Origin of the sequence: Oceanispirochaeta sp. (genome assembly GCF_027859075.1) — a bacterium.
In the GTDB taxonomy this organism is placed as follows: domain Bacteria; phylum Spirochaetota; class Spirochaetia; order DSM-2461; family DSM-2461; genus Oceanispirochaeta.
Genome location: NZ_JAQIBL010000297.1, coordinates 1 through 19,290, shown reverse-complemented (window position 1 = coordinate 19,290; position 19,290 = coordinate 1). Strand labels below are relative to the sequence as shown.

Annotated in this window: 16 protein-coding genes; 7 read left to right on the top strand and 9 right to left on the bottom strand. The window is 48.8% G+C overall.

Translation table 11 applies throughout. The features are described from left to right. Window positions 1–7: 7 nt before the first annotated feature. From PF479_RS16550 to PF479_RS16520, 7 genes are all read right to left on the bottom strand, one after another. Complete coding sequence (locus PF479_RS16550; protein WP_298008819.1) at window positions 8–1,519, bottom strand: HAMP domain-containing sensor histidine kinase; 1,512 nt, start codon at window positions 1,517–1,519, stop codon at window positions 8–10. After that, a complete protein-coding gene (locus PF479_RS16545; protein WP_298008816.1) occupies window positions 1,516–2,214 on the bottom strand; it encodes a response regulator transcription factor in 699 nt (232 codons plus the stop codon). Before PF479_RS16545 ends, PF479_RS16550 begins: the two co-directional genes overlap by 4 nt. Window positions 2,215–2,269: 55 nt before the next feature. Continuing rightward, window positions 2,270–5,347, bottom strand: coding sequence for an efflux RND transporter permease subunit (locus PF479_RS16540; protein WP_298008813.1), 3,078 nt, complete (start codon window positions 5,345–5,347; stop codon window positions 2,270–2,272). Then, window positions 5,344–6,426: an efflux RND transporter periplasmic adaptor subunit gene (locus tag PF479_RS16535; protein WP_298008810.1), complete on the bottom strand. Its 1,083-nt coding sequence runs from the start codon at window positions 6,424–6,426 to the stop codon at window positions 5,344–5,346. The genes PF479_RS16540 and PF479_RS16535 overlap by 4 nt, the downstream gene beginning before the upstream one ends. Window positions 6,427–6,761: 335 nt before the next feature. Further along, the gene (gene sbcB / locus PF479_RS16530) at window positions 6,762–8,228 is read right to left on the bottom strand and encodes an exodeoxyribonuclease I (protein WP_298008807.1); all 1,467 of its coding nucleotides are present in this window, start codon (window positions 8,226–8,228) and stop codon (window positions 6,762–6,764) included. Between the two features lie 49 nt (window positions 8,229–8,277). Beyond that, window positions 8,278–8,568, bottom strand: a complete 291-nt coding sequence (locus PF479_RS16525; RefSeq protein WP_298008804.1) for a hypothetical protein — start codon at window positions 8,566–8,568, stop codon at window positions 8,278–8,280. Window positions 8,569–8,588: 20 nt separating this feature from the next. Then, window positions 8,589–8,852 (bottom strand): hypothetical protein, encoded by a 264-nt coding sequence (locus PF479_RS16520; protein WP_298008801.1) that lies wholly within the window; start codon window positions 8,850–8,852, stop codon window positions 8,589–8,591. A 189-nt stretch (window positions 8,853–9,041) separates the two neighbouring features. On the opposite strand from PF479_RS16520, the gene PF479_RS16515 reads away from it, so the two are divergent. The 4 genes from PF479_RS16515 to PF479_RS16500 all read left to right on the top strand — a co-directional run bounded on the left by PF479_RS16515 (window position 9,042) and on the right by PF479_RS16500 (window position 12,571). Beyond that, window positions 9,042–9,809: a TSUP family transporter gene (locus tag PF479_RS16515; protein WP_298008799.1), complete on the top strand. Its 768-nt coding sequence runs from the start codon at window positions 9,042–9,044 to the stop codon at window positions 9,807–9,809. A gap of 2 nt (window positions 9,810–9,811) precedes the next feature. After that, on the top strand, window positions 9,812–10,519 hold the full coding sequence (locus PF479_RS16510; protein WP_298008795.1) for a TatD family hydrolase: 708 nt from the start codon (window positions 9,812–9,814) through the stop codon (window positions 10,517–10,519). After that, window positions 10,497–11,252: a tRNA threonylcarbamoyladenosine dehydratase gene (locus PF479_RS16505; RefSeq protein WP_298008793.1), complete on the top strand. Its 756-nt coding sequence runs from the start codon at window positions 10,497–10,499 to the stop codon at window positions 11,250–11,252. Before PF479_RS16510 ends, PF479_RS16505 begins: the two co-directional genes overlap by 23 nt. 83 nt (window positions 11,253–11,335) lie before the next feature. Beyond that, the gene (locus PF479_RS16500; protein ID WP_298008790.1) at window positions 11,336–12,571 is read left to right on the top strand and encodes a DEAD/DEAH box helicase; all 1,236 of its coding nucleotides are present in this window, start codon (window positions 11,336–11,338) and stop codon (window positions 12,569–12,571) included. On the opposite strand, the gene PF479_RS16495 is transcribed toward PF479_RS16500, so the two are convergent. After that, window positions 12,555–14,354, bottom strand: a complete 1,800-nt coding sequence (locus tag PF479_RS16495; protein WP_298008787.1) for an ATP-binding cassette domain-containing protein — start codon at window positions 14,352–14,354, stop codon at window positions 12,555–12,557. The genes PF479_RS16500 and PF479_RS16495 overlap by 17 nt on opposite strands. Further along, complete coding sequence (locus PF479_RS16490) at window positions 14,347–15,645, bottom strand: sigma-54 dependent transcriptional regulator (RefSeq protein WP_298008784.1); 1,299 nt, start codon at window positions 15,643–15,645, stop codon at window positions 14,347–14,349. The genes PF479_RS16495 and PF479_RS16490 overlap by 8 nt, the downstream gene beginning before the upstream one ends. 277 nt (window positions 15,646–15,922) lie before the next feature. Between PF479_RS16490 and PF479_RS16485 the strand changes: the two genes are divergently transcribed. From PF479_RS16485 to PF479_RS16475, 3 genes are all read left to right on the top strand, one after another. After that, a complete protein-coding gene (locus PF479_RS16485) occupies window positions 15,923–16,879 on the top strand; it encodes an ABC transporter substrate-binding protein (RefSeq protein WP_298008782.1) in 957 nt (318 codons plus the stop codon). 29 nt (window positions 16,880–16,908) lie between these two features. Beyond that, window positions 16,909–18,408 carry a sugar ABC transporter ATP-binding protein gene (locus tag PF479_RS16480; protein ID WP_298008779.1) on the top strand — a complete coding sequence of 500 codons (1,500 nt, stop codon included), beginning with the start codon at window positions 16,909–16,911 and terminating at the stop codon, window positions 18,406–18,408. Between the two features lie 25 nt (window positions 18,409–18,433). Beyond that, on the top strand, window positions 18,434–19,290 hold an 857-nt coding region (locus PF479_RS16475), incomplete at its 3' end, for an ABC transporter permease (RefSeq protein WP_298008776.1).

Sequence of the window (19,290 nt, the reverse complement as noted above, 5' to 3'; positions counted from 1 at the left end):
TCAAGATTTATTCGGAATCGTCTTTTGATACTGTGAATTCCTGTCTATTCCATTGATTAGAAGTCTGGGGAAAGCAAATTTGAAAGAGCGCCCCCCCTGATGAACCTTCCAGTACACAAATGCTTCCACCCTGATTTTCTACGAGAACCTTACTGATAGAAAGTCCCAGACCACTGCCCTCACTACTCCTCGAGGAATCAATCTTGAAAAAGCGGTCAAAAACCCGTTTTCTCAAAGATTCGGGAATCCCGGGACCCGTATCTTCCACTTCCAATAGTATGGATTCTCCTTCTCTTCGGCAGCGCAGGGTTATGATGCCATGGGGAGGGCAGTACCTGAGGGCATTGACTATCAGGTTTTTTAAAACCTGCCTGCTCCTGCTCCTGTCCCCGGTGATCCAGCAATCATCAATAGCCTCATCCAGGAGGGTAATATGCTCTTTTTCAGCCAAAGCCCGGAAATCATCGAAACTTTGATGGACCATTTGGGTCAAAGAAAAATCCTCTTTTTCCATCGTGTTTTGGCGGGACTCCTCGCTGGCCAGAACCTGAAGATTTCTAATCAGTTCCGCCAGGACCTGACTCTCCCTGTAGAGGGATTTGAGGCGGGGCTTATCCGCCTGATAGACCCCGTCGATGATCATCTCCAGATTGCCCATTATAAGACTGACAGGGGTCCTCAATTCGTGAGCCGTGTCGGAAATAATCTGTTTTTTCCACTCTTCCGAGGCCTCCAGGGTAGCAGCCATTTCATTGAAGCCTTCTGAAAGACGGGTCAGTTCATCATCATTATTGAAGATCTTTCGTCTGGGAGGCAGTTCCACCCGAAAGCCGTATTCTCCTTTCCTGATGGTGACGACTCCCTTGTAGAGGCTTTTCAATGGTTTTAGAGCCCGTCCAAGCAGGAGGGCTCCCAGAAGGGAGGCCAGCAGGGCGGCAAAGGAAGGATAGATCAGGATACCCCGAAAAATGGAACGAAAATACTGGACTTCCTCGTCTCCTATCCCGGCCTGTCTGCCAGTCAGGACATATCCGGCCAGATTGCCCTGAGAGTAAAAGGGGGCTCCCAGTTCCAGCCTCTCCTTTGGGAGGGATGTATGAGGGATTCCCTGTAAATCAGGGGACTGCCCCTGTAAAATCTGTCCCTCCGTATCGACAATCAGCAGGGGGATGACTTCGTCTCCCGCAGAAAACATCAGAACCGGGGCAGTCATGGCTCTTTCGCGGCGCCGGCCTCCCTGGCCAGGCTGCATTTGATCCATCATAGGTCCCATCATCTCATGGCCGGTCCTGCTCCTCTGATTTCCCAGAGAGCGAATGGCCATTTCCAACTGCTCGTCATCGGCTGCACGGCTCAGAGCCTCGGCCATGGTCAGTGCGATGTCCCTGTCCCTCTGATTCGAATAACCCTGGACCTTCTTCATGGTAAAAGAACTCACCAGAAAGATGGTGATGAGTGAACTGAGAAGAATGGAAAGGACCATGATGGAGATAAGACGGGTGCTGAGAGAGATCTTCACTGAGAATCCTGCATTTTGTACCCCACTCCCCATACGGTAAGGATGTATTCCGGATGACCTGGATCTTCTTCCAGGAGTTTCCGGATATTTTTTATATGTACGTCAATGGAGCGCTCATAGCCCTCGTAGGGGTCTTCCTGAAAAGCCTGAAGAAGATCCATCCGTGAAAAAACACGCCCGGGAGACTTCATTAACTTTTCCAGAATATTGAACTGGGCGGCTGTGAGTTCGACCGACTTTCCCCGGATCGATACGGTTCGCTTGATCCTGTCCATATGCAGCTCAGCCTGCACCAGTCCAGGATTATCCTCCTCCGGTGCAGGAGCAGAAAGAGGCGTACTGCGGCGGAGGACTGTTCTGATCCGGGCTGCCAGCTCTTTCATGCTGAAAGGCTTGGCAATATAGTCATCCGCACCCAGCTCCAGACCGAGAACCGTATCTCCTTCTCCACTGCGGGCTGTAACCATCAGGATAGGGATCTCCGATTCTTTTCTGATCTCCCGCAAAACTTCCGTTCCGTCCAGACGGGGCATCATGATGTCCAGAAGAACCAGGTCCAGTTTCTCTTTTCTGTATATTTTGAGGGCTTCGATTCCATCCGTCGCAGAAATGGTTTTAAACCCCAGGGCATCCAGGTAATCGCAGATCATTTCATTGATGCCTGCTTCGTCTTCAGCAACAAGTATTGTCTTCATAATGTCAGTATAGTACAGCTTTCTTATGAAGAGAGTATGAATGAATCATAAATCTTTAGTCCTTCAGAATCTTATTCTTCTTTCCTTTATCGTAGAGTATCCCATAGAAACAGGGAATCAAAATCAAAGCAGTCAGGGTCGAGAAGATCAGTCCGAAGATGATAGTGCTCGCCATCGGTCCCCAAACCACGGATTCACCTCCCAGCCCCAAGGCCGTAGGCAGTAATCCGGCAATAGTAGTCAGGGTTGTCAGCAGTATGGGACGGAGCCTTGTTTCTGTAGCAGAGAACACGGCGTCCGCCAGGGGAAGCCCATCCTTTCTAAGCTCATTGATAAAGCTGATAAGGACAATTGAGTCATTGACGGCAATCCCCGCCAGGGCTACCGCTGAATACAGGACCGTCGTAGAGAAAGGCGTTCCCGATAAAAACAGATACAGGACTACTCCCACAAAAGCGAAGGGTATGGTCATAAGGATCAGAAAAGGCTGAGAGTAGGAATTAAACTGGGCCCCCAGAATCAGATAGATCAGAAAAATCCCCAGAAGGAATATCTGGGCAATCTGTATAAGCAGGTCATCCAGGTCGGAAAACGCTCCTCCTACACTGAGACTCATATCGGGATAGCGCTGTTGAAACTCCTCCTCATAAAGAGATTTTATCCGGCCGTTGATATCCCTGAGATTGCTCTTATCATAAGCATCGGCGGTGATGGTGATCTCCCTTTTTCCGTCCAGACGTCTGATCGAGGCCAGGGCACTCCCCTGCTCCAGCCTCTTCAGAGAAGACAGGGGAATCTGCTGTCCCGAGGGGGCAATGATCTTCAACTGGGAGAGCTCCTCCGCCTTCAGTGTTCCCGACGAGGAAAACCCGATAATGATATCCACTTCTTCGTTGTTCTGAAAGAAAGTACTGGCCTTGACGCCGTCCAGAGAGGCTCTCAGGAACTGTCCGATATAGACCGCATTCAATCCGTACCGGGCGGCCCTGGCTCCATCGACGATGACCCGCAGCTCGGGAGTTCCCGGTTCGTAATTGTCCTTGACATTATACAGTTCGGGATATTCCGACAGGGATTCGGCAAGGACAGAGCTGACCCGAGTCAGGTCTTCATAGGAATTACCAAAGAGACGGAAGGAGACGGCAGAGCTGGTGGGCGGACCGTTTGTGGCTCTGCGGAAGAGAACCTGATCGGCCCCGGGAATATCCGAGGTCAGGTCTTTAGCCTCATTCATGATGGCAATGATGCTCCTTTGACGGCCTTCTCCCTTTTCAGTTAGGTCTACAACAATCTGTCCCAGGTTTCCCTGCACCGTATTTCCCCCGCTCTCTCCCCGAAAACCGACATAGCTATTAATTCCGGCGATTTCACCGTTCCCCACCAGGGGAACAAGCCTCTCTTCAAAACGGCTGATCAGGTTTTCTGTACTGTCCAGGTTCGATCCGGAAGGGAGATCCAGATCAATGTAAAAGAGAGTAAAGTCCTCTGCACTGAACAGGTCCTGAGCCAAAAAGGGAGACAGAGAAAATGAGGCGATCATGAAAAGAATGACCAGTAAAACAACACGTTTCCGTCTATTATAAAGCCACTTGAGAAGTCTGGAAAATCCCTGTTTCACATATTTGAAATACCGCTCTTCGGTCCGGGCCTTTTTCCTGCCGCCCCACCAGTCGGCATAATGGGAGGGGAGAAAAAATACGGCTTCCAGAGTAGAGACAATCAGGGCGATGGAGACTGTGAGAGGAATGATCCGGAGGAATTTGCCGATTGTTCCCGGCAGCAGCATGAGGGGTATAAAGGCGGCCACAGTTGTCGCCGTCGCAGCAAAGACTGGCATCACAACCTGGTTGGTCCCCTGAATGGCCGCCTGATGCCGTTCAAGGCCACTCTGTTCCAGGCGGAAGCTGTTCTCGATGATCACAATGGCATGGTCCACAATGAGCCCCAGGACCAGAACCAGCGCAAAAAGAGTATTGCTGTTAAAAGTCTCACCTGTCATATCCAATATCAAAAATGTCACTGCGAAGGTGACGGGAATACCCAAGGCCGTCATCAGGGCATTCCTGAGTCCCACAAAGGCAAAAAGCAGAATAACCAGAAGAAACAGTCCGAAAAGGGCGTTATTGACGAGCACATTGATGCTGTCTCTGATCTGGATTGTAGAGTCGTTCTGCACATTCAAAGAGATGCCTTCGGGGAGAGTCGGTTCCCAGTCCTCCAGAAGGGCCCTGGTCTTTTCCACGATCTTCAGGGAATTTCCGCCGGGAATTTTGGCTATCCGCAGAGTCACCGCGGTATCGCCATTGAACCGGGACCTGACACCCCGGGGATCATAGCCATCCAGGATGGAGGCCACATCGGCAATGCTGAGAAAACCCTCTTCTCCGGGAATCTGACGGACGATGATAGAGTCAAGTTCATCAACAGATTTAACTTCTCCCATGGTTCTGACCAGATACTGACGCTTCCCCGTGTTCAGAGTTCCTCCGGGGATATTACTGTTTTGACCCTGAAGGGACTGAACCACCTCATTCACCGAAAGACCCAGAGCTTCCAGACGGGTCCTGTTCACCTCAATAAAGATTTGCCTGTCCCGTGCCCCGATAAGGTCCACAGAAGAGACATCGGAAATACGGATTAACTGCTCATAAAGGCGTTCCGCTTCATTGATCATGGAGGTATAACTGCCCCTGCCTGAAAGGACCACTTCCACAACAGGAAGAAAGTCATTCGAAGAGAAATCATCGACAAGGCTGTCCAGGGTTCCTTCGGGGAGGGAGACCTTACTAAACCGGGTGCGGACATCCTGAAAAAGCTTGTCAAATTCATCCGATGAGATTCCGCTGTCAAAGGCGACCCGGACCGAAGTGACCCCCTCTGTGGTGAGAGACTGTATCTGATCCAGATTATCAAGACCCTGCATCTCGTTCTCGATGGGAATGGTAATTAGTTTTTCCACATCTTCCGCGGCCACTCCCGGATAGGGCACCAGGATCGTCACCCAGTAGAAAGGGACCTCCGCAAACTGTTCCCGGGGCATACGGGAGAGACTGAGCCCTCCCAGAACAAGGAGGGTGACCATGAGAATATTGACGAACACAGGGTTTTTAACCGAAAACTGACCGATGTTCATTCAGAAATCTCCGGTAGCAGTGGAGTTGCCATCACAGGATCTCCGGGAATCAGAGAGTTCAAGCCGCTGACAATGAGGGGTTCCCCGGGAATCAAACCATCCCTGACGGTCATGCGGTCGCCCAGGGACCGGAGAATAACAACCTCCACAGCCTCGGCTGCATCATCCCTGATGCGGAAGACATAGGGCAGACCATTGCGGTACACAACGGCGGAAGCCGGAATGATCAATTCATTGCGGGCCTGATTAGTGGGATTGATTTTGACCAGGGCTGACATTCCGGATTTTAAAGAAACCCCATAACTGTTTACCCAGGTGACAATGACCGGGAAGCCACCCCCTGCACGGCGACTCCCTGGAGAGACAGCCCTGACAACAGCCTTAATGCTGTATTCAGGAAGAGGGTTTACGATGACCTGGGCCTCTGAACCGGACTGAATCAGGGGAATCTCATCTTCTCCCACACTCAGATTGACTTTAAAAGAGGAGTTATCCACAATATGTGTTACGGCAAGACCCATCTGAATATAGCTCCCTACGCTGATAATGCTGTCTCTGTTACTGATATACCCGCTTAAGGGAGCCCGGACCATGGTATTCTCCAGGCTATCCCTGGCTTGCTCCATCCGCAGCCTGGCCGACTCCATCCTGGTGAGGCCCTGATTATAAACGACACGGGAAGTTCCTCCTGTGTCATAGGATTTCCTGAGAGCATCAAACTCAAGCTCCGCCGTTTTCAGGTCCTGCTGGGCATAATTGAAATTGATTTCGGGCAGCCGATCCTCCACAGTCAGCAGAACATCTCCCTGATTCACATAATCCCCGATTTCAAAGGAAACAGAACGGATCAGCCCTGTCGTTTCGCTGATCACATCGGCCTCTCTGATACCTTCCAGGATGCCTGAGGCTTCGATGGCCAGAACGAAAGGCTCCTCCCTCACGGCCTCGGTAAACACAGCCAGGGCCTCTTTATCTGCGACATCCCAGCTTGAAGCAGCAGTCACTGAATCCTCTTTGCCGGAACCACAGGATGCCAATATAATAATGATCATTAGGATCAGAATTCCCTTAAATTTCATGGATTTCTCCTCAATGATCCAAATATAAAACACTTAGTTCCCTGGATCAATTATTATCTGTATTTTTGTCATATTTACACGAATACCACCGATCTCCCTTCGGGAAACAGCTGTGATCAATCAACAACTACATGCGGAGCATGTAGTTTGGGAAGCGGCACCCCTGAAAGGGGCTTACAGTATTGCCAAAGCCACAAAATATCAAGGAAAATGCCTTGAGGCAAAGCCCAAAACCGTTACCACCCCCGTAGGAGGTGGCTTTAGCTCTAGTAAACGGGACTCATATAGAACTATAAGGAAAAGACAGGGGAAATGAAATCAAAAAAGACCGCCCCTCAATCGGACGGAGCGTACCTCAGGACCTGATCTTTCAGTATTTCTTCATACTTTTCCAGTTCCTTGACCACCAGCTTCTGAGGAGGCGAGACATCTGTTGAGTATTTGAGATTTTCAAGAACTTTTAAAAACCCGCCATGATCCAGGGCACCCCGTGCCTTGGGAAAAAGAATGCGCCCGGCACAGGCACTTTTCCAGGAGGCCATTTCCTGTTCATCCAGAGTGGAAGGAAAATTCCGGCCGATGAATCGGCGGAGCATCTCGGGAATACGGGGATCAAAGAAATTCAGAGTCAGAGTTTTCAGCTCTTCCGGCTCGGTCTGATGGATGATTTTCATCCGGACTCTGTCATCATTCCGAAAGAAGCCTCCCGAATAGATCTGCAGATCCGGATCATCCTCTATGCTGTAGTACTTAGACTTATCCTGGTTAAAGACTTCCCGTATTTTCTGCAGTAGTCCCGGATCTGACTGAAGAATACGGCTGTGCTCCAGGCACTGGGATTTATCGATACCCAGACGGAGAGCCGCCTCGTCATCCAGTGTATTGAGAGGGGCGACGATGGGGCACTTTCCTATATTGATGTCTTTCAGAGGTATCCGCTCCAGCCCTTCATCGACCAGTTCTTTCCGGGGAGTGAACACTCTACGCCGGATCTCCTCAACGGAAAGCTCCATCAATGGTGCCGGATCATAACGGAGATCAAAACAGTGAATGGAATTCCGGATCAGGGGATCCACCACCAGAGGAGCCATCAGGGTGGTGCAGCCCGTCAAACCGGTCAGCATTCCCGAGGTATGAACCAGGGGCTCCCTGGACTCCAGGTTGATAATCTCTTTCAGATCCTCTTTCTGCCTGTGTTCAAAAAAATAGCTGTAGAGGCGGGGCTGTTTTGCCGCAATCAGCTGTGCCATTCCGATGGTGGCATACACATCGGAAAGTGCATCATGAGCGTGTTCATGGCTGATATTATTGGCTTCAGAAAGTTTTTCCAGTTTAAACAAGGGGCGGCCATCCTCATGCAGGGGCCAGTTGATCCCTTCGGGGCGGAGATCATGGGTCGCCCGGACCAGGTCCAGCAGATCCCAGCGGCTGTTGCCGTCGGCCCACTCTCTGCGGTAAGGGTCCATGAAATTCCGGTAGTACAGGTTGCGGATAAACTCATCATCGAAGCGAATGTTATTGTAACCAGCCACACAGGTCCCGGGGCGGGAAAACTCTTTATCGATGGCCTTTATAAAATCATACTCCCTGAGGCCCTTTTCCAGAGACTCCTGAGGAGTAATCCCGGTGATGAGGCAGGCATAGGGATCGGGAATATAATCCGGCGTGATCCGGCAGTAGAGGACGACCGGGTCTTCAATTGTTTCAAATTGTTCATTTGTGCGAACCGCCGCAAACTGGGCGACACGGTCCCAGCGCGGATTCTTTCCGAAAGTTTCCAGGTCATACCATAAAAAAGTCATTTTCTTATGATAAAGGATTCTTACAATTGGTCAAGTTGATTCGCGGCATTCATTCGCTGTAGTACTTCTGATCCCAGACCTGTGGCCGGGGTTCTCCATCGAGCATGGGCTTCAGCATTTCAAGGAGGTATTTGAATACACCCGTCTTCATAAAGGCCTGGGCATAGGAGGCATCTTCCTTGGTTCCGATGGCCATGGCCCTGGGCGGGGCTGTCAAAAACTGCATTCTGACAAAACCTGGCTGCTTTTTTGCAATGAGAAGGACATGCTCTTCCCAGAGGGTGCAGGCCTCTTCATATTGATCTTCTTTGAACTCGTAAACGATGGTCGCGGTATACAAGGGTGAATCTCCTGATAATTTTACTTAGTAGGTTCCTTTTTTTCACTGATCAGGGCTCCCAGACCCATAATAATCAAAAGGAAAACCAGCCCTCCCCCTGAAAAAAGGACCCCCAACAGGGCCAGTCCGAGGGGGAAAATCAACACACAAAACACAAGAGTCAGTACCAGCTTCAGGAAAAATCCGACTCCGGAAAACAAGAGGGCCAGTACAAAAAACAGAAACTTTAAAACAAAGATTCCTGAAAATATTATTATAAAGGCTAACAACATCAATTCAATCATTTCTTCACCTCACATTCATTCTCACAAGTAGTAAAACAATAAGCGTGCCAATTTCTGTTTCTTTCCTTATTCTCCATTTTTCAGGCTGAAGGACAAGCCTATTGTCAACAGGATGGGCTTCCTCACCGATTTTCGGCCTGATTCACCAGATATCTATACATCATTTCTTCACTGGGATATTGTTGACTCATGATGTTTGAACCGTCTCTGATGAAACTACTTATACTCTTTTTTGTAGCCATTACAGCGGGCTTTGTTGATTCAATCGCCGGGGGCGGAGGGTTGATAACCCTGCCAGCCCTTCTGGCCGTCGGGATTCCTCCTCATCTTGCCCTGGGAACCAATAAACTCCAATCCAGTTTCGGCTCCAGTACAGCGGCCATCCGCTACGCCGGCTCAGGACTGGTAGTCAAAGACCAGTTGATAAGGGGAGTCTTTTTCACCTTTATCGGTGCTCTGACAGGAACCAGTCTGATACAGATTATCCCGGCGGATTCCCTCAAAAAAGTCATCCCCTTTATCCTTCTGGGGGTGTTCTTCTATACTTTATTCTCTCCCGAACTGGGAAAGACAGACAGACACGCCCGGGTCAAAGCCGGCGTTTTTTATACCACCGCCGGTCTGACCCTGGGATTTTATGATGGCTTTTTTGGTCCAGGTACAGGTTCCTTCTGGACCATCGCTCTGGTAAGCCTGATGGGTTTTAACCTGAAGTCTGCCACAGCCAACACCAAAATTATGAATTTTACGAGCAATATTGTCTCTTTGACTCTGTTTATCCTGGGAGGCAATGTCCTCTTTCTGCCTGGACTGATCATGGCCTCGGGCCAGATTGGAGGAGCCTGGCTGGGCAGCCATATGGTGATTAACAAGGGAACGAAATTCATCAGAATCTTCTTTCTCAGCATGGTGGCTTTGACCATAACAAAACTCATCTATCAGGAATTCCTGGGCTGATCATGCTCTGCGATGCCCATCTTCACAGCAGTCATGCACCCTTTGCAGATCTCCCCGAGGGGGGGCTGTATCTGTCCTGCGCCGCCTCAAGGTCTGACTGGCAGGTCTTGCTCCGGGACACCCGGATCAAACCCTTCCTGGGAATCCTCCCGGAATACCTGACTCCAGGCTGGGAAAAGGATCTTGAAAAACTGGATATGATTCTGAGAAAGCATCCCGGAGCCGGAATTGGCGAGTGCGGCCTGGATAAACGCTATTACAAGACCTTCCCCCGGAGAGAGCAGGAAAGGGTCTTGAAGTCTCACTTTGACCTGGCCCGGAAACACGGCAGGAGCCTTTGTCTGCATCAGGTCCAGGCGTCGGGAGCCCTGGCTGATTTTATCAGCCGTGAAAAGCCGGACACGCCCATTATGATTCACGGGTTCAGGGGATCTGAAGAGATATTAAAACGCTGCATCCGCCTGGGAATGTATATATCCATCGGCCCGGGAGATGACCGGCAGCAATCCGGATTCCCTGAATTGATCCGGAAAATCCCCCGGGAGAGGCTGCTTCTGGAAACCGATTGGCCCGGTTCTTCCGGAACTGAAGACAGATCCTATATTGAGAGGCTGAACCGGCACTATGAAAATGTAGCCCGGGCCCTTGGAATTGAGAAAGAGGCTTTAGCCGGGAGTATAATGAAGAATGGAACGGTTTTTACGCATTGACCGCCTGATCGGGCAGGAGAAGAGAGAGAGTCTGGCAGATATACGGGTCTGTATCGTCGGAATGGGAGCCGTTGGAGGCTTTGCCCTGGAAGCCCTGGCCCGGAGCGGCATCGGCGCCTTTACCCTGGTGGATTTTGATGTTGTGAATCTGACAAATATTAACCGGCAGATCCTGGCCATGGATTCCACCATTGGAGAGAGTAAGGTGGATCTGGCCCGCAAAAGGATTCTGGATATCAATCCCGCCTGCCGTGTGACAACCCTCAAGTTCTTTGGTCATGACGATACAATGGAAGAGATTTTCAACAAGTCGCCGGATATTCTGGTAGATGCCATCGATTCCATGGCAGCAAAGCTGTCCCTTCTGGAATACACATGGAAGAAGGGAATCCCTATCGTCTCCTCCATGGGGGCCGCTCTTCATTATGATCCTTTTTCAATTAAAAGAAGCGACCTGATGAAAACCCATACCTGTCCTCTGGCCAGGCAGATTAGAAAAAAACTCCGCCGTCGGGGTGTGGGCAAAGGAATTACCTGCCTGTATTCCACCGAACTCGTGGACTATGAGTACAGAGAGCCGGAAGATGAAGAGACAGCAGGCAGGAATGATCAGGAGCTGGATCGGGGCAGGACAAGGAAGGTCCTGGGGAGTCTGCCCACCATCACGGCCATCTTTGGTCTGCAGATTGCTCACACGGTGCTGGCAAAACTTCTGGGTGATCCTCTTAAGTAATAACTTATACTTCCTGTTATACTTCCCGTTTACAAAGGCGATAAAAAATTCTACCCCGTCGACCAGGAGAGATGAGACATATCATGAGTGAAAAAATATCAGAAAAATTTACGGGTTTTGGTTTATCCCCGGCACTGCTGAAAGCCATTGAAAGACAGAAATATGAAGATCCCTCTCCCATTCAGATTCAAACCATACCGGCAGTGATGGCGGGACATGATGTTCTGGCAGCGGCCCAGACAGGAACAGGCAAGACCGCCGCCTATACACTCCCGATCCTGGATCATCTGTCAAAAGGCAGCAAGGTCCGTCCGAATCATGTCAGGGCTCTCATCCTGACACCCACGAGGGAACTGGCAGCACAGGTATACGAAAGTGTGACGAACTACTCCCGATTTATGCCCCTCCACTCCACAGTGGTATACGGGGGAGTGAAAATCAATCCCCAGATGATCCGATTGACCAAAGGGATGGATATCCTGGTGGCCACACCCGGACGCCTCCTGGATCTATACAGGCAGAATACCGTAAATTTTCAGCAGTTGGAGATCCTCATTCTGGATGAAGCCGACCGGATGCTCAATCTGGGGTTTCTCCCTGAGATCAGGGAAATTCAGGCTCTCATTCCTTCGAAGCGTCAGACCCTGATGTTCACCGCCACTTTTTCTGATGAAGTCCGGGCTCTGGCCAAGGACTTTGTGTCACATCCCGTCGAGATCTCCGTCAACCCCGAAGAAATCACCGTCGATTCTGTTACGCAATGGATTTACCCTGTGGATAAGTTAAAAAAATCATCTCTCCTGTTAAAACTGATAAGAGACAACCATTGGGATAAAATCCTCATATTTACCAAGACAAAAAACGGCGCCGACCATTTGAGCCGAAAGCTGCTGAAGGCCGGGATAGCTACGGCCACAATTCATGGAAACAAGAGCCAGGGAGCCCGGAGCAGGGCCCTGGCAGAATTCAAGAGCGACAAGCTGTCCATTCTGGTCGCCACAGATCTGGCAGCCCGGGGTCTGGACATTGACCAGCTTCCTCTGGTGGTGAATTTTGATCTGCCTCATCTCAAGGAAGACTACATACACCGGATTGGACGAACCGGAAGAGCCGGGGCCACAGGAGAGGCGATTTCCTTTGTCTGCTTTGATGATTTTGAAAAACTGGCAGATATCGAACGGCTTACGAAACAGGTTCTGGACCGCCGGATTGTGGAGGGTTTTGAGCCGGAGAAAGCACTTCCCGAATCCCAGCTGGACCTGAGACCCTTCAAGCCGAAAAAACCTAAAAAAATGAAGAAGCCTAAAGATCTTCTCTAGGCAGGGTCATGATAAATTCACAGCCATGGTCATTTAAGTTGCGGAATGTCAGATCCCCGTTATACTTTTTTACAATGCCATAACTCATAGGCAAACCAAGACCCATGTTATTCCCCTCATTTTTTTTGGTTGAGAAAAATGGGAGGAAGACCTGTTCGGCAATATCAGGAGTGACCCCGGGGCCGTTATCCCGGATTCTCATGACAGCTTTATCCTTCTGTCTTTCCGTTTCGATATGTATAGCCCCACCGAAAATCAGAACTTCAAAGCTGTTTTTTATAAGATTGAGCAACACCTGCCTGATTTCGGTCTTATTGGCATAGAGGAATAACTCTGTCTCGGTAGATGAAATGGAGCAGATGATATTTTTGTCTTTTGCGGCAGGCCTTAAAAGGGTCAGAGTCTGACTCAGCAGCAGGTTGATATCAAAAGATTCACATAGGTGCTGCCGGTCTCCGGAAAAAGAGACCAGATTAGAGACAATCAGCTTAATCCCGTCAATTTCCTCTTCCAGATGATTCACAGCCGTCAAAGTCTGGCCGTGATCAGGATTCATTCGAAGAAAATTCAGGTAATTGTAGATGATTTCAAGAGGATTATTGATCTCATGGGCGACTCCAGCAGCTAAAAGCCCCAGTGAGGCCAGATTTTCCGAAAGATTAACCCTCTGCCTCATCTTCTCCTGGTCGGTAATATCCTCGATAATCGTAATATTTCCGATGGGAAAAGTACCGTCAAAAATCGGGTAAATCTTGATATTTGCAATGATGGAGCTGATGGTCTGATGAAATATGGAAGACTCCTCCCTCTTATTGAAACATCGCTGTATCTGATCCAGGGCTTCATCATCGGTAACGATACTCGACATAGGCTGATTCAGATATTGCTCGGAGGTCACATTGAAAAAACTCTGCCCCTGGTCGTTGATCATTTTGATATGATTCCGGTCATCCGTAACGATCAGTGAGATGGGCAGGTTTTTCAGGATGGCTTCATTGTAACGCAGGAGCTGATAGAACTCTTTGCTGATATCTTCGGACTCTTTATTCCTGGTCACCTGGGTGTAACACATCTTGATCAGATTCAGGCGGTCGATGTTTTTGCTTGAATCGGTGAGTAGGATTTTCCCATCCCGGATGATCGTGATTTTTCTGGCCAGATTATAAATATCATCAATTTTATGGCTGATGCAGAAAACCGCCATCCCTTCTTCGGCATGCTTTTTTAGAAGAAAGATGACCCGATCCAGGTCTTTTCCAGTCAGCTTCTCCAAAGCCTCATCCAGAATCAGCAACTCGGGCTTACGATAGAGACTGCGGAGTATATTGACAACGACCCTCTCAGACATGGAAAGGTCTTGAAAGGTTCGAAGGGGATCAATGTCAAATCCCAGCTCCCTGATGAAAGCATCCGCCAGAAGAATCAGTTTTTTGCGGCTGGAAAAGGGAAAAGGACGGAATATATTCTCAGGCAGAAACATATTCTCAGCCACTGTGAAATAGTCAATCAAGCCATCATTCTGATAGACAATCTGGATTCCCGGGTTTTTCATGGGCTTCAGGTAGTGATAAAGCATCCTTCTGCCCTTCCAGAGGACAGATCCGTCTTCAGGCTGCTCGTTCAAAGACATGATCAAACCCAAAGAAGATTTACCTGTCCCCCGGTCTCCCACCAGGGCATGAATTTCTCCGGAATAGAGCTTAAAGTTCAGATCATTGAAAACCTGAAGTTTCTCCTTGAAGAATGAAATGCCCCGGAGCTCCAAAAGAGGTTTTTCATTCACCTGACAATCCATACTTATCCAGTTTATTATAAAGGGTTTTCCTGCTGATATTGAGGATTTCTGCAGCTTTACTTTTGTTGTTCAAAGCCTGCTTCAAGGCCTTCATTATGAGTGATTTTTCATATTCTTCCAGAGAGACCGCCGGGTTGTCCCCGCTGGAGGAACCATGTAGATCCCGGGGTATATCTTCTTCATTGATGACCTGCCCGGTCACCATGGCACCGGCGTAGTGGACGGCATTCCTCAATTCCCGGATATTTCCAGGCCAGTCGTAATGGCGTAGTTTTTCCATGGCCCCCTTACTAAAGGAATAATCCTTGTGTTCAAACTGTTCCTTTAAAAAGTACTCCGCCAGGGAGGCAATCTCTTCGACTCTCTCCCTTAAGGGGGGAATATTCAATACGGCTGTACCCAGTCTGTAGTACAAGTCCTCCCGGAATCGCTTCTGGATCATTAGTTCAGATAAGTTTTTGTTGGTCGCCCCAATAAAGCGGACATCAATCTTGATGGTGTTATTACCGCCGATTCTTCTGATTTCATTGTTCTGGAGGGTCCGCAGAATCTTGGCTTGAGTCTGGAGAGACATGTCCCCGATTTCATCCATAAAGAGGGTGCTCTTATCGGCCCGTTCAAAGATTCCCTTAAACTGCTGATCCGCTCCCGTGTAAGCCCCTTTCTCATGACCGAAGAGTTCGTTGTCCAGAAGGTTTTCAGGAAAGGCAGCGCAATTGATACACTGCATTTCAATCCCGCTGCGGGGTGAAGAATCATGGATTAAATGGGCAATCCGCTCCTTCCCGGTACCGCTCTCCCCTGTAATCAGTACCGGGAAATTGGTATCTGCCAGTTTTTTAGCCCTTTCATATAAGTCCATCATGACTTCACTTTTAGTTATAATCCCCTGAGGTCTCAGTTCCATGGGACTGCTATTCTTCTTTAGGGTATTTTCTACAATCTTATATAGGCTGTTAAAATTGAGAGGCTTCTGAATGTAATCAGAAGCCCCGATTTTCATGGCCTTCACAGCAGTATCAATGGACCCATACCCGGTGATCATGATAACCGGAACCAGGGGTTGCTTCTGTTTAATAACGGTCAGAATATCAAGGCCGTCTTCCTCTCCCAAAGCCAGATCGAGGAGGATGAGATCCGGTACACAGGCATCCAGAAAGTGGAGAGCGGTAGATCCATTTAGACGATAATGGTACTCATATCCCAACTTACTGAAGTTCAGCTCCAGACTCTTGCAGAGTTTTTCTTTGTCATCGATTACAAGGATTATTTGATTCATATATTTGATTATCTGAGGAATTTTTGCACTCAAAGGCCGAAATGTCAAGTAATAGTTGCACCCGTCCCTCTTGTGTGTAACTGTTACACACAAGGGAGGAGGCTTGTGTAAAGATTGCACACATTTATGGATGGCAGATAGAATCCAAGAATCAATTATTTTAAAAAATAAATTCTAATTTGTTTCATGGAATGAAGATAATACGGTAAGAATTTACCAGAATCCCCGATTGGCACAGGAATTGCAAATACAATATCAAACAAACAAAGGAGCTTTTATGAAAAAAAGACTTGTAACCTTCACTATGATTCTCATGGTTCTTCTCATGGTACTCCCTTCTGCATTTGCAAAGGGAGCCACAGACGACGGCGGCAGCAAAAAAATGACTGTCGGGTTTGCTCAGATCAAAGAGGACAGTCCCTGGAGAACAACAGAGACCAACTCAGTTCAGCAGGAAGCTGAAAGACTAGGCATTGTATTGAAACTGTCCGTCACTGACCAGGCAGGTCAGGTTGCGGCCATCAGAGACTTTATCACACAGAAAGTAGACGGCATACTCCTCGCTCCTCAGACAAGAAGCGGTTGGGATGAAGTACTGCAGGAAGCCAAAAATGCAGGTATCCCTGTTGTTCTTCTAGACAGAGGTGTGGATGCCCCCGAATCTCTCTGGGTTACCCAGATTTCTTCCGACTTTGCCTTTGAAGGCCGTGAAGCAGCTAAATGGGTTGCCAAAAAACTCGATGGTAAAGGAAAAGTAGTTGAGCTCTTCGGAGACCCTGCCGCAGACCCCGCCATTCTGAGAAACTCGGGTTTCATGGAAGTCATCGACACCTACCCCGGTATCGAAGTTGTTGAATCCAAGACAGGTGAATGGAGCCAGGACAAGGGACGTCAGGTTGTTGAAGCATGGTTGGCCGCGGGTGTTGATTTTGACGTCGTGTATGCTCATAACGACGGAATGGCTCTCGGTGCGGTTGAAGCCATGAAATCCGCTGGTTTGACACCTGGTAAAGATGCTCTGATTATCTCTATTGATGCCATAAAGGCTGCTTTTGAGGCCATTGGAAGAGGCGATATGAACGCAACAGTTGAGTGCAGTCCTCTCCTGGGACCCCTCGGTTTCAAGAGTCTGATTGCCGCGACAAAGGGTGAACCTGTAGATAAGTACATCATTACACCCGACTCTCTGTACGATCAGGATAATTACAAAAATCACCCTACTATGGGATTCTGAAGTAAAAAACAAAAGGAATTAGGAACATTATGGGAGAAATCCTGAAAGTAACTAATTTGAGTAAGAGCTTTCCAGGAGTGAAAGCTCTTACTGAAATTGATTTTGATTTGATAAAAGGCGAGATCCACGGCTTGATGGGTGAAAACGGGGCAGGAAAGTCCACACTCATCAAAGTAATCACAGGTTTATATGTCAAGGATTCAGGGGTCATCAACTTAAATGGTAGGGATGTCAGTTTTAATTCGCCCAATGAATCAGTTAAGAACGGAATCAGCACTGTTTATCAGGAGATAAACCTGATTCCGATGTTATCTGTTGCAGAAAACATCTTCCTGGGCAGACAACCCCAGGGGAGCCGTTCATCCCTGATTGACTGGAAAACACTGATAGCCGGAGCAGAAAAGGCGATCAGGAAATTGGATATGAAGATTGATGTATCCCTGCCTCTGAACAGTTATTCTGTAGCCATTCAGCAGATGGTATCCATCGCCAGGGCCCTGGATACCTCTGCCAATGTACTAATACTGGACGAACCGACCAGCTCTCTGGATGCCAATGAAGTGGAACAGCTGTTTAAGGTTATGCGTGCCCTGAAGGATCAGGGACTCAGTATCATTTTCATTACCCACTTCCTGGATCAGGTATTTGATATTACCGACAGGATTACTGTCTTAAGAAACGGTAGGAAAGTCAATGTTTTTGAGACATCAAAGGTGAGCCGGCTGGATCTGATATCCAGCATGCTGGGCAAGGAGCTCAAGGAACTGGAGACCGATCTCTGGGATCAGAAAGACAGCATTGCGGGTGAAAAATACATTTCCCTCACGAACATAAAGAAGGCTGAATATATCAATGAATTCAGTCTTGACCTGCACAAGGGCGAGGTTCTGGGCCTGGCTGGCCTGCTGGGATCGGGAAGATCCGAAATATCCAACATTATTTACGGTATTGTCAAACCCGATTCGGGTCAGATTCAGATCCATGGCAAGGATGTGAAGGCTCTGAATCCTAGAGACGCCATTGCCAGAGGCATGGGCTTCTGTCCTGAGGACAGGAAGGAAGATGGGATCATTCCCGAGTTGAGCGTCAGAGAGAATATAATCTTGGCCAAGCAGGCTAAAAGAGGGGTATTCCGTTATCTGAGCAAAAAGAAAAGAAACGAGATAGCCAACAAGTACATCAAGAGCCTGAACATTGTCACCCCCAGCGCCGACCAAAGCGTGAAAAACCTGAGCGGTGGAAATCAGCAGAAAGTGATACTGGCCCGATGGCTGGCTGCAAACCCGGAACTTCTGATCCTTGACGAGCCTACCAGGGGTATCGATATCGGAGCCAAAATAGAGATTCAGAAGCTGATTATAGAACTGAAAAACAAGGGATTGGCCATTTTATTCATATCTTCGGAGCTGGAAGAAGTCGTTCGCTGTTCCAGCAGAATCGCAGTTCTCAGGGATAGAAGCGTTATCAAAGAACTGACTGGTAGCGATATAAATGAACAGACAGTGATGCATACCATAGCCGAAGCATGAAAATTGAAAAAGAGGACTGCCTTTAATGAATAATCTAATACAATTCAAAGACCCATTAACAAAGCGATTACTCTGGGCCTTTATGGGCTTGTTTGCAGTATTGCTGCTCAATTTACTTATTTCCCCCGAATTTTTTGAAGTTTCCCTCCAGGAAGGGGGGAAACTGCGGGGGAATCTGATCAACATTCTCAATAATGGAGCCAGGGTTTGTATCCTTGCCGTAGGAATGACCCTGGTCTATGCCACAGGGGGGATTGATCTCTCCGTCGGTTCGGTCATGGCAGTATCCGGAGGAATGGCCGCTCTGATCATCCGACCCGGTTACCTGGCAGGTTTACCCGTCGTAGATCCCCAGCCTCCCCTGATCCTTATCATCCTGATCCCCTTGCTCATCTGCATGGTGTTGGGGGTCATCAATGGACTTCTGGTGGCGGTGGTAAAGGTACAGCCCATCATTGCCACCCTGATCATGATGTATACCGCCCGGGGCCTGGCCGTGCTCATGGTACAGGGCCAGACACCCACCTATTATGGTGTCCCCTTTACTCATATCGGTAACGGCTATTTTATGGGACTGCCCATACCCGTCTGGGTCTGTTTTGTCATCTTTGTCATAACAATGGTGCTGACCAAAAAAACAGCCATTGGCATATTTATAGAAGCCATTGGAGAGAATAGAACAGCCAGCCGCTATGTGGGGATAAGAACCACCACCGTCATCGTAGCCACCTATGTTTATTCTTCCCTCTGTGCGGGGATCGCCGGACTGATCCATGTTTCGGGAGAGTCCAGCACAAGCCCCTACAGCACAGGTTTCCTGATCGAGCTGGATGCCATTGCCGCGGTGATCATCGGCGGAACAATGAATGGCGGCAGATTCAC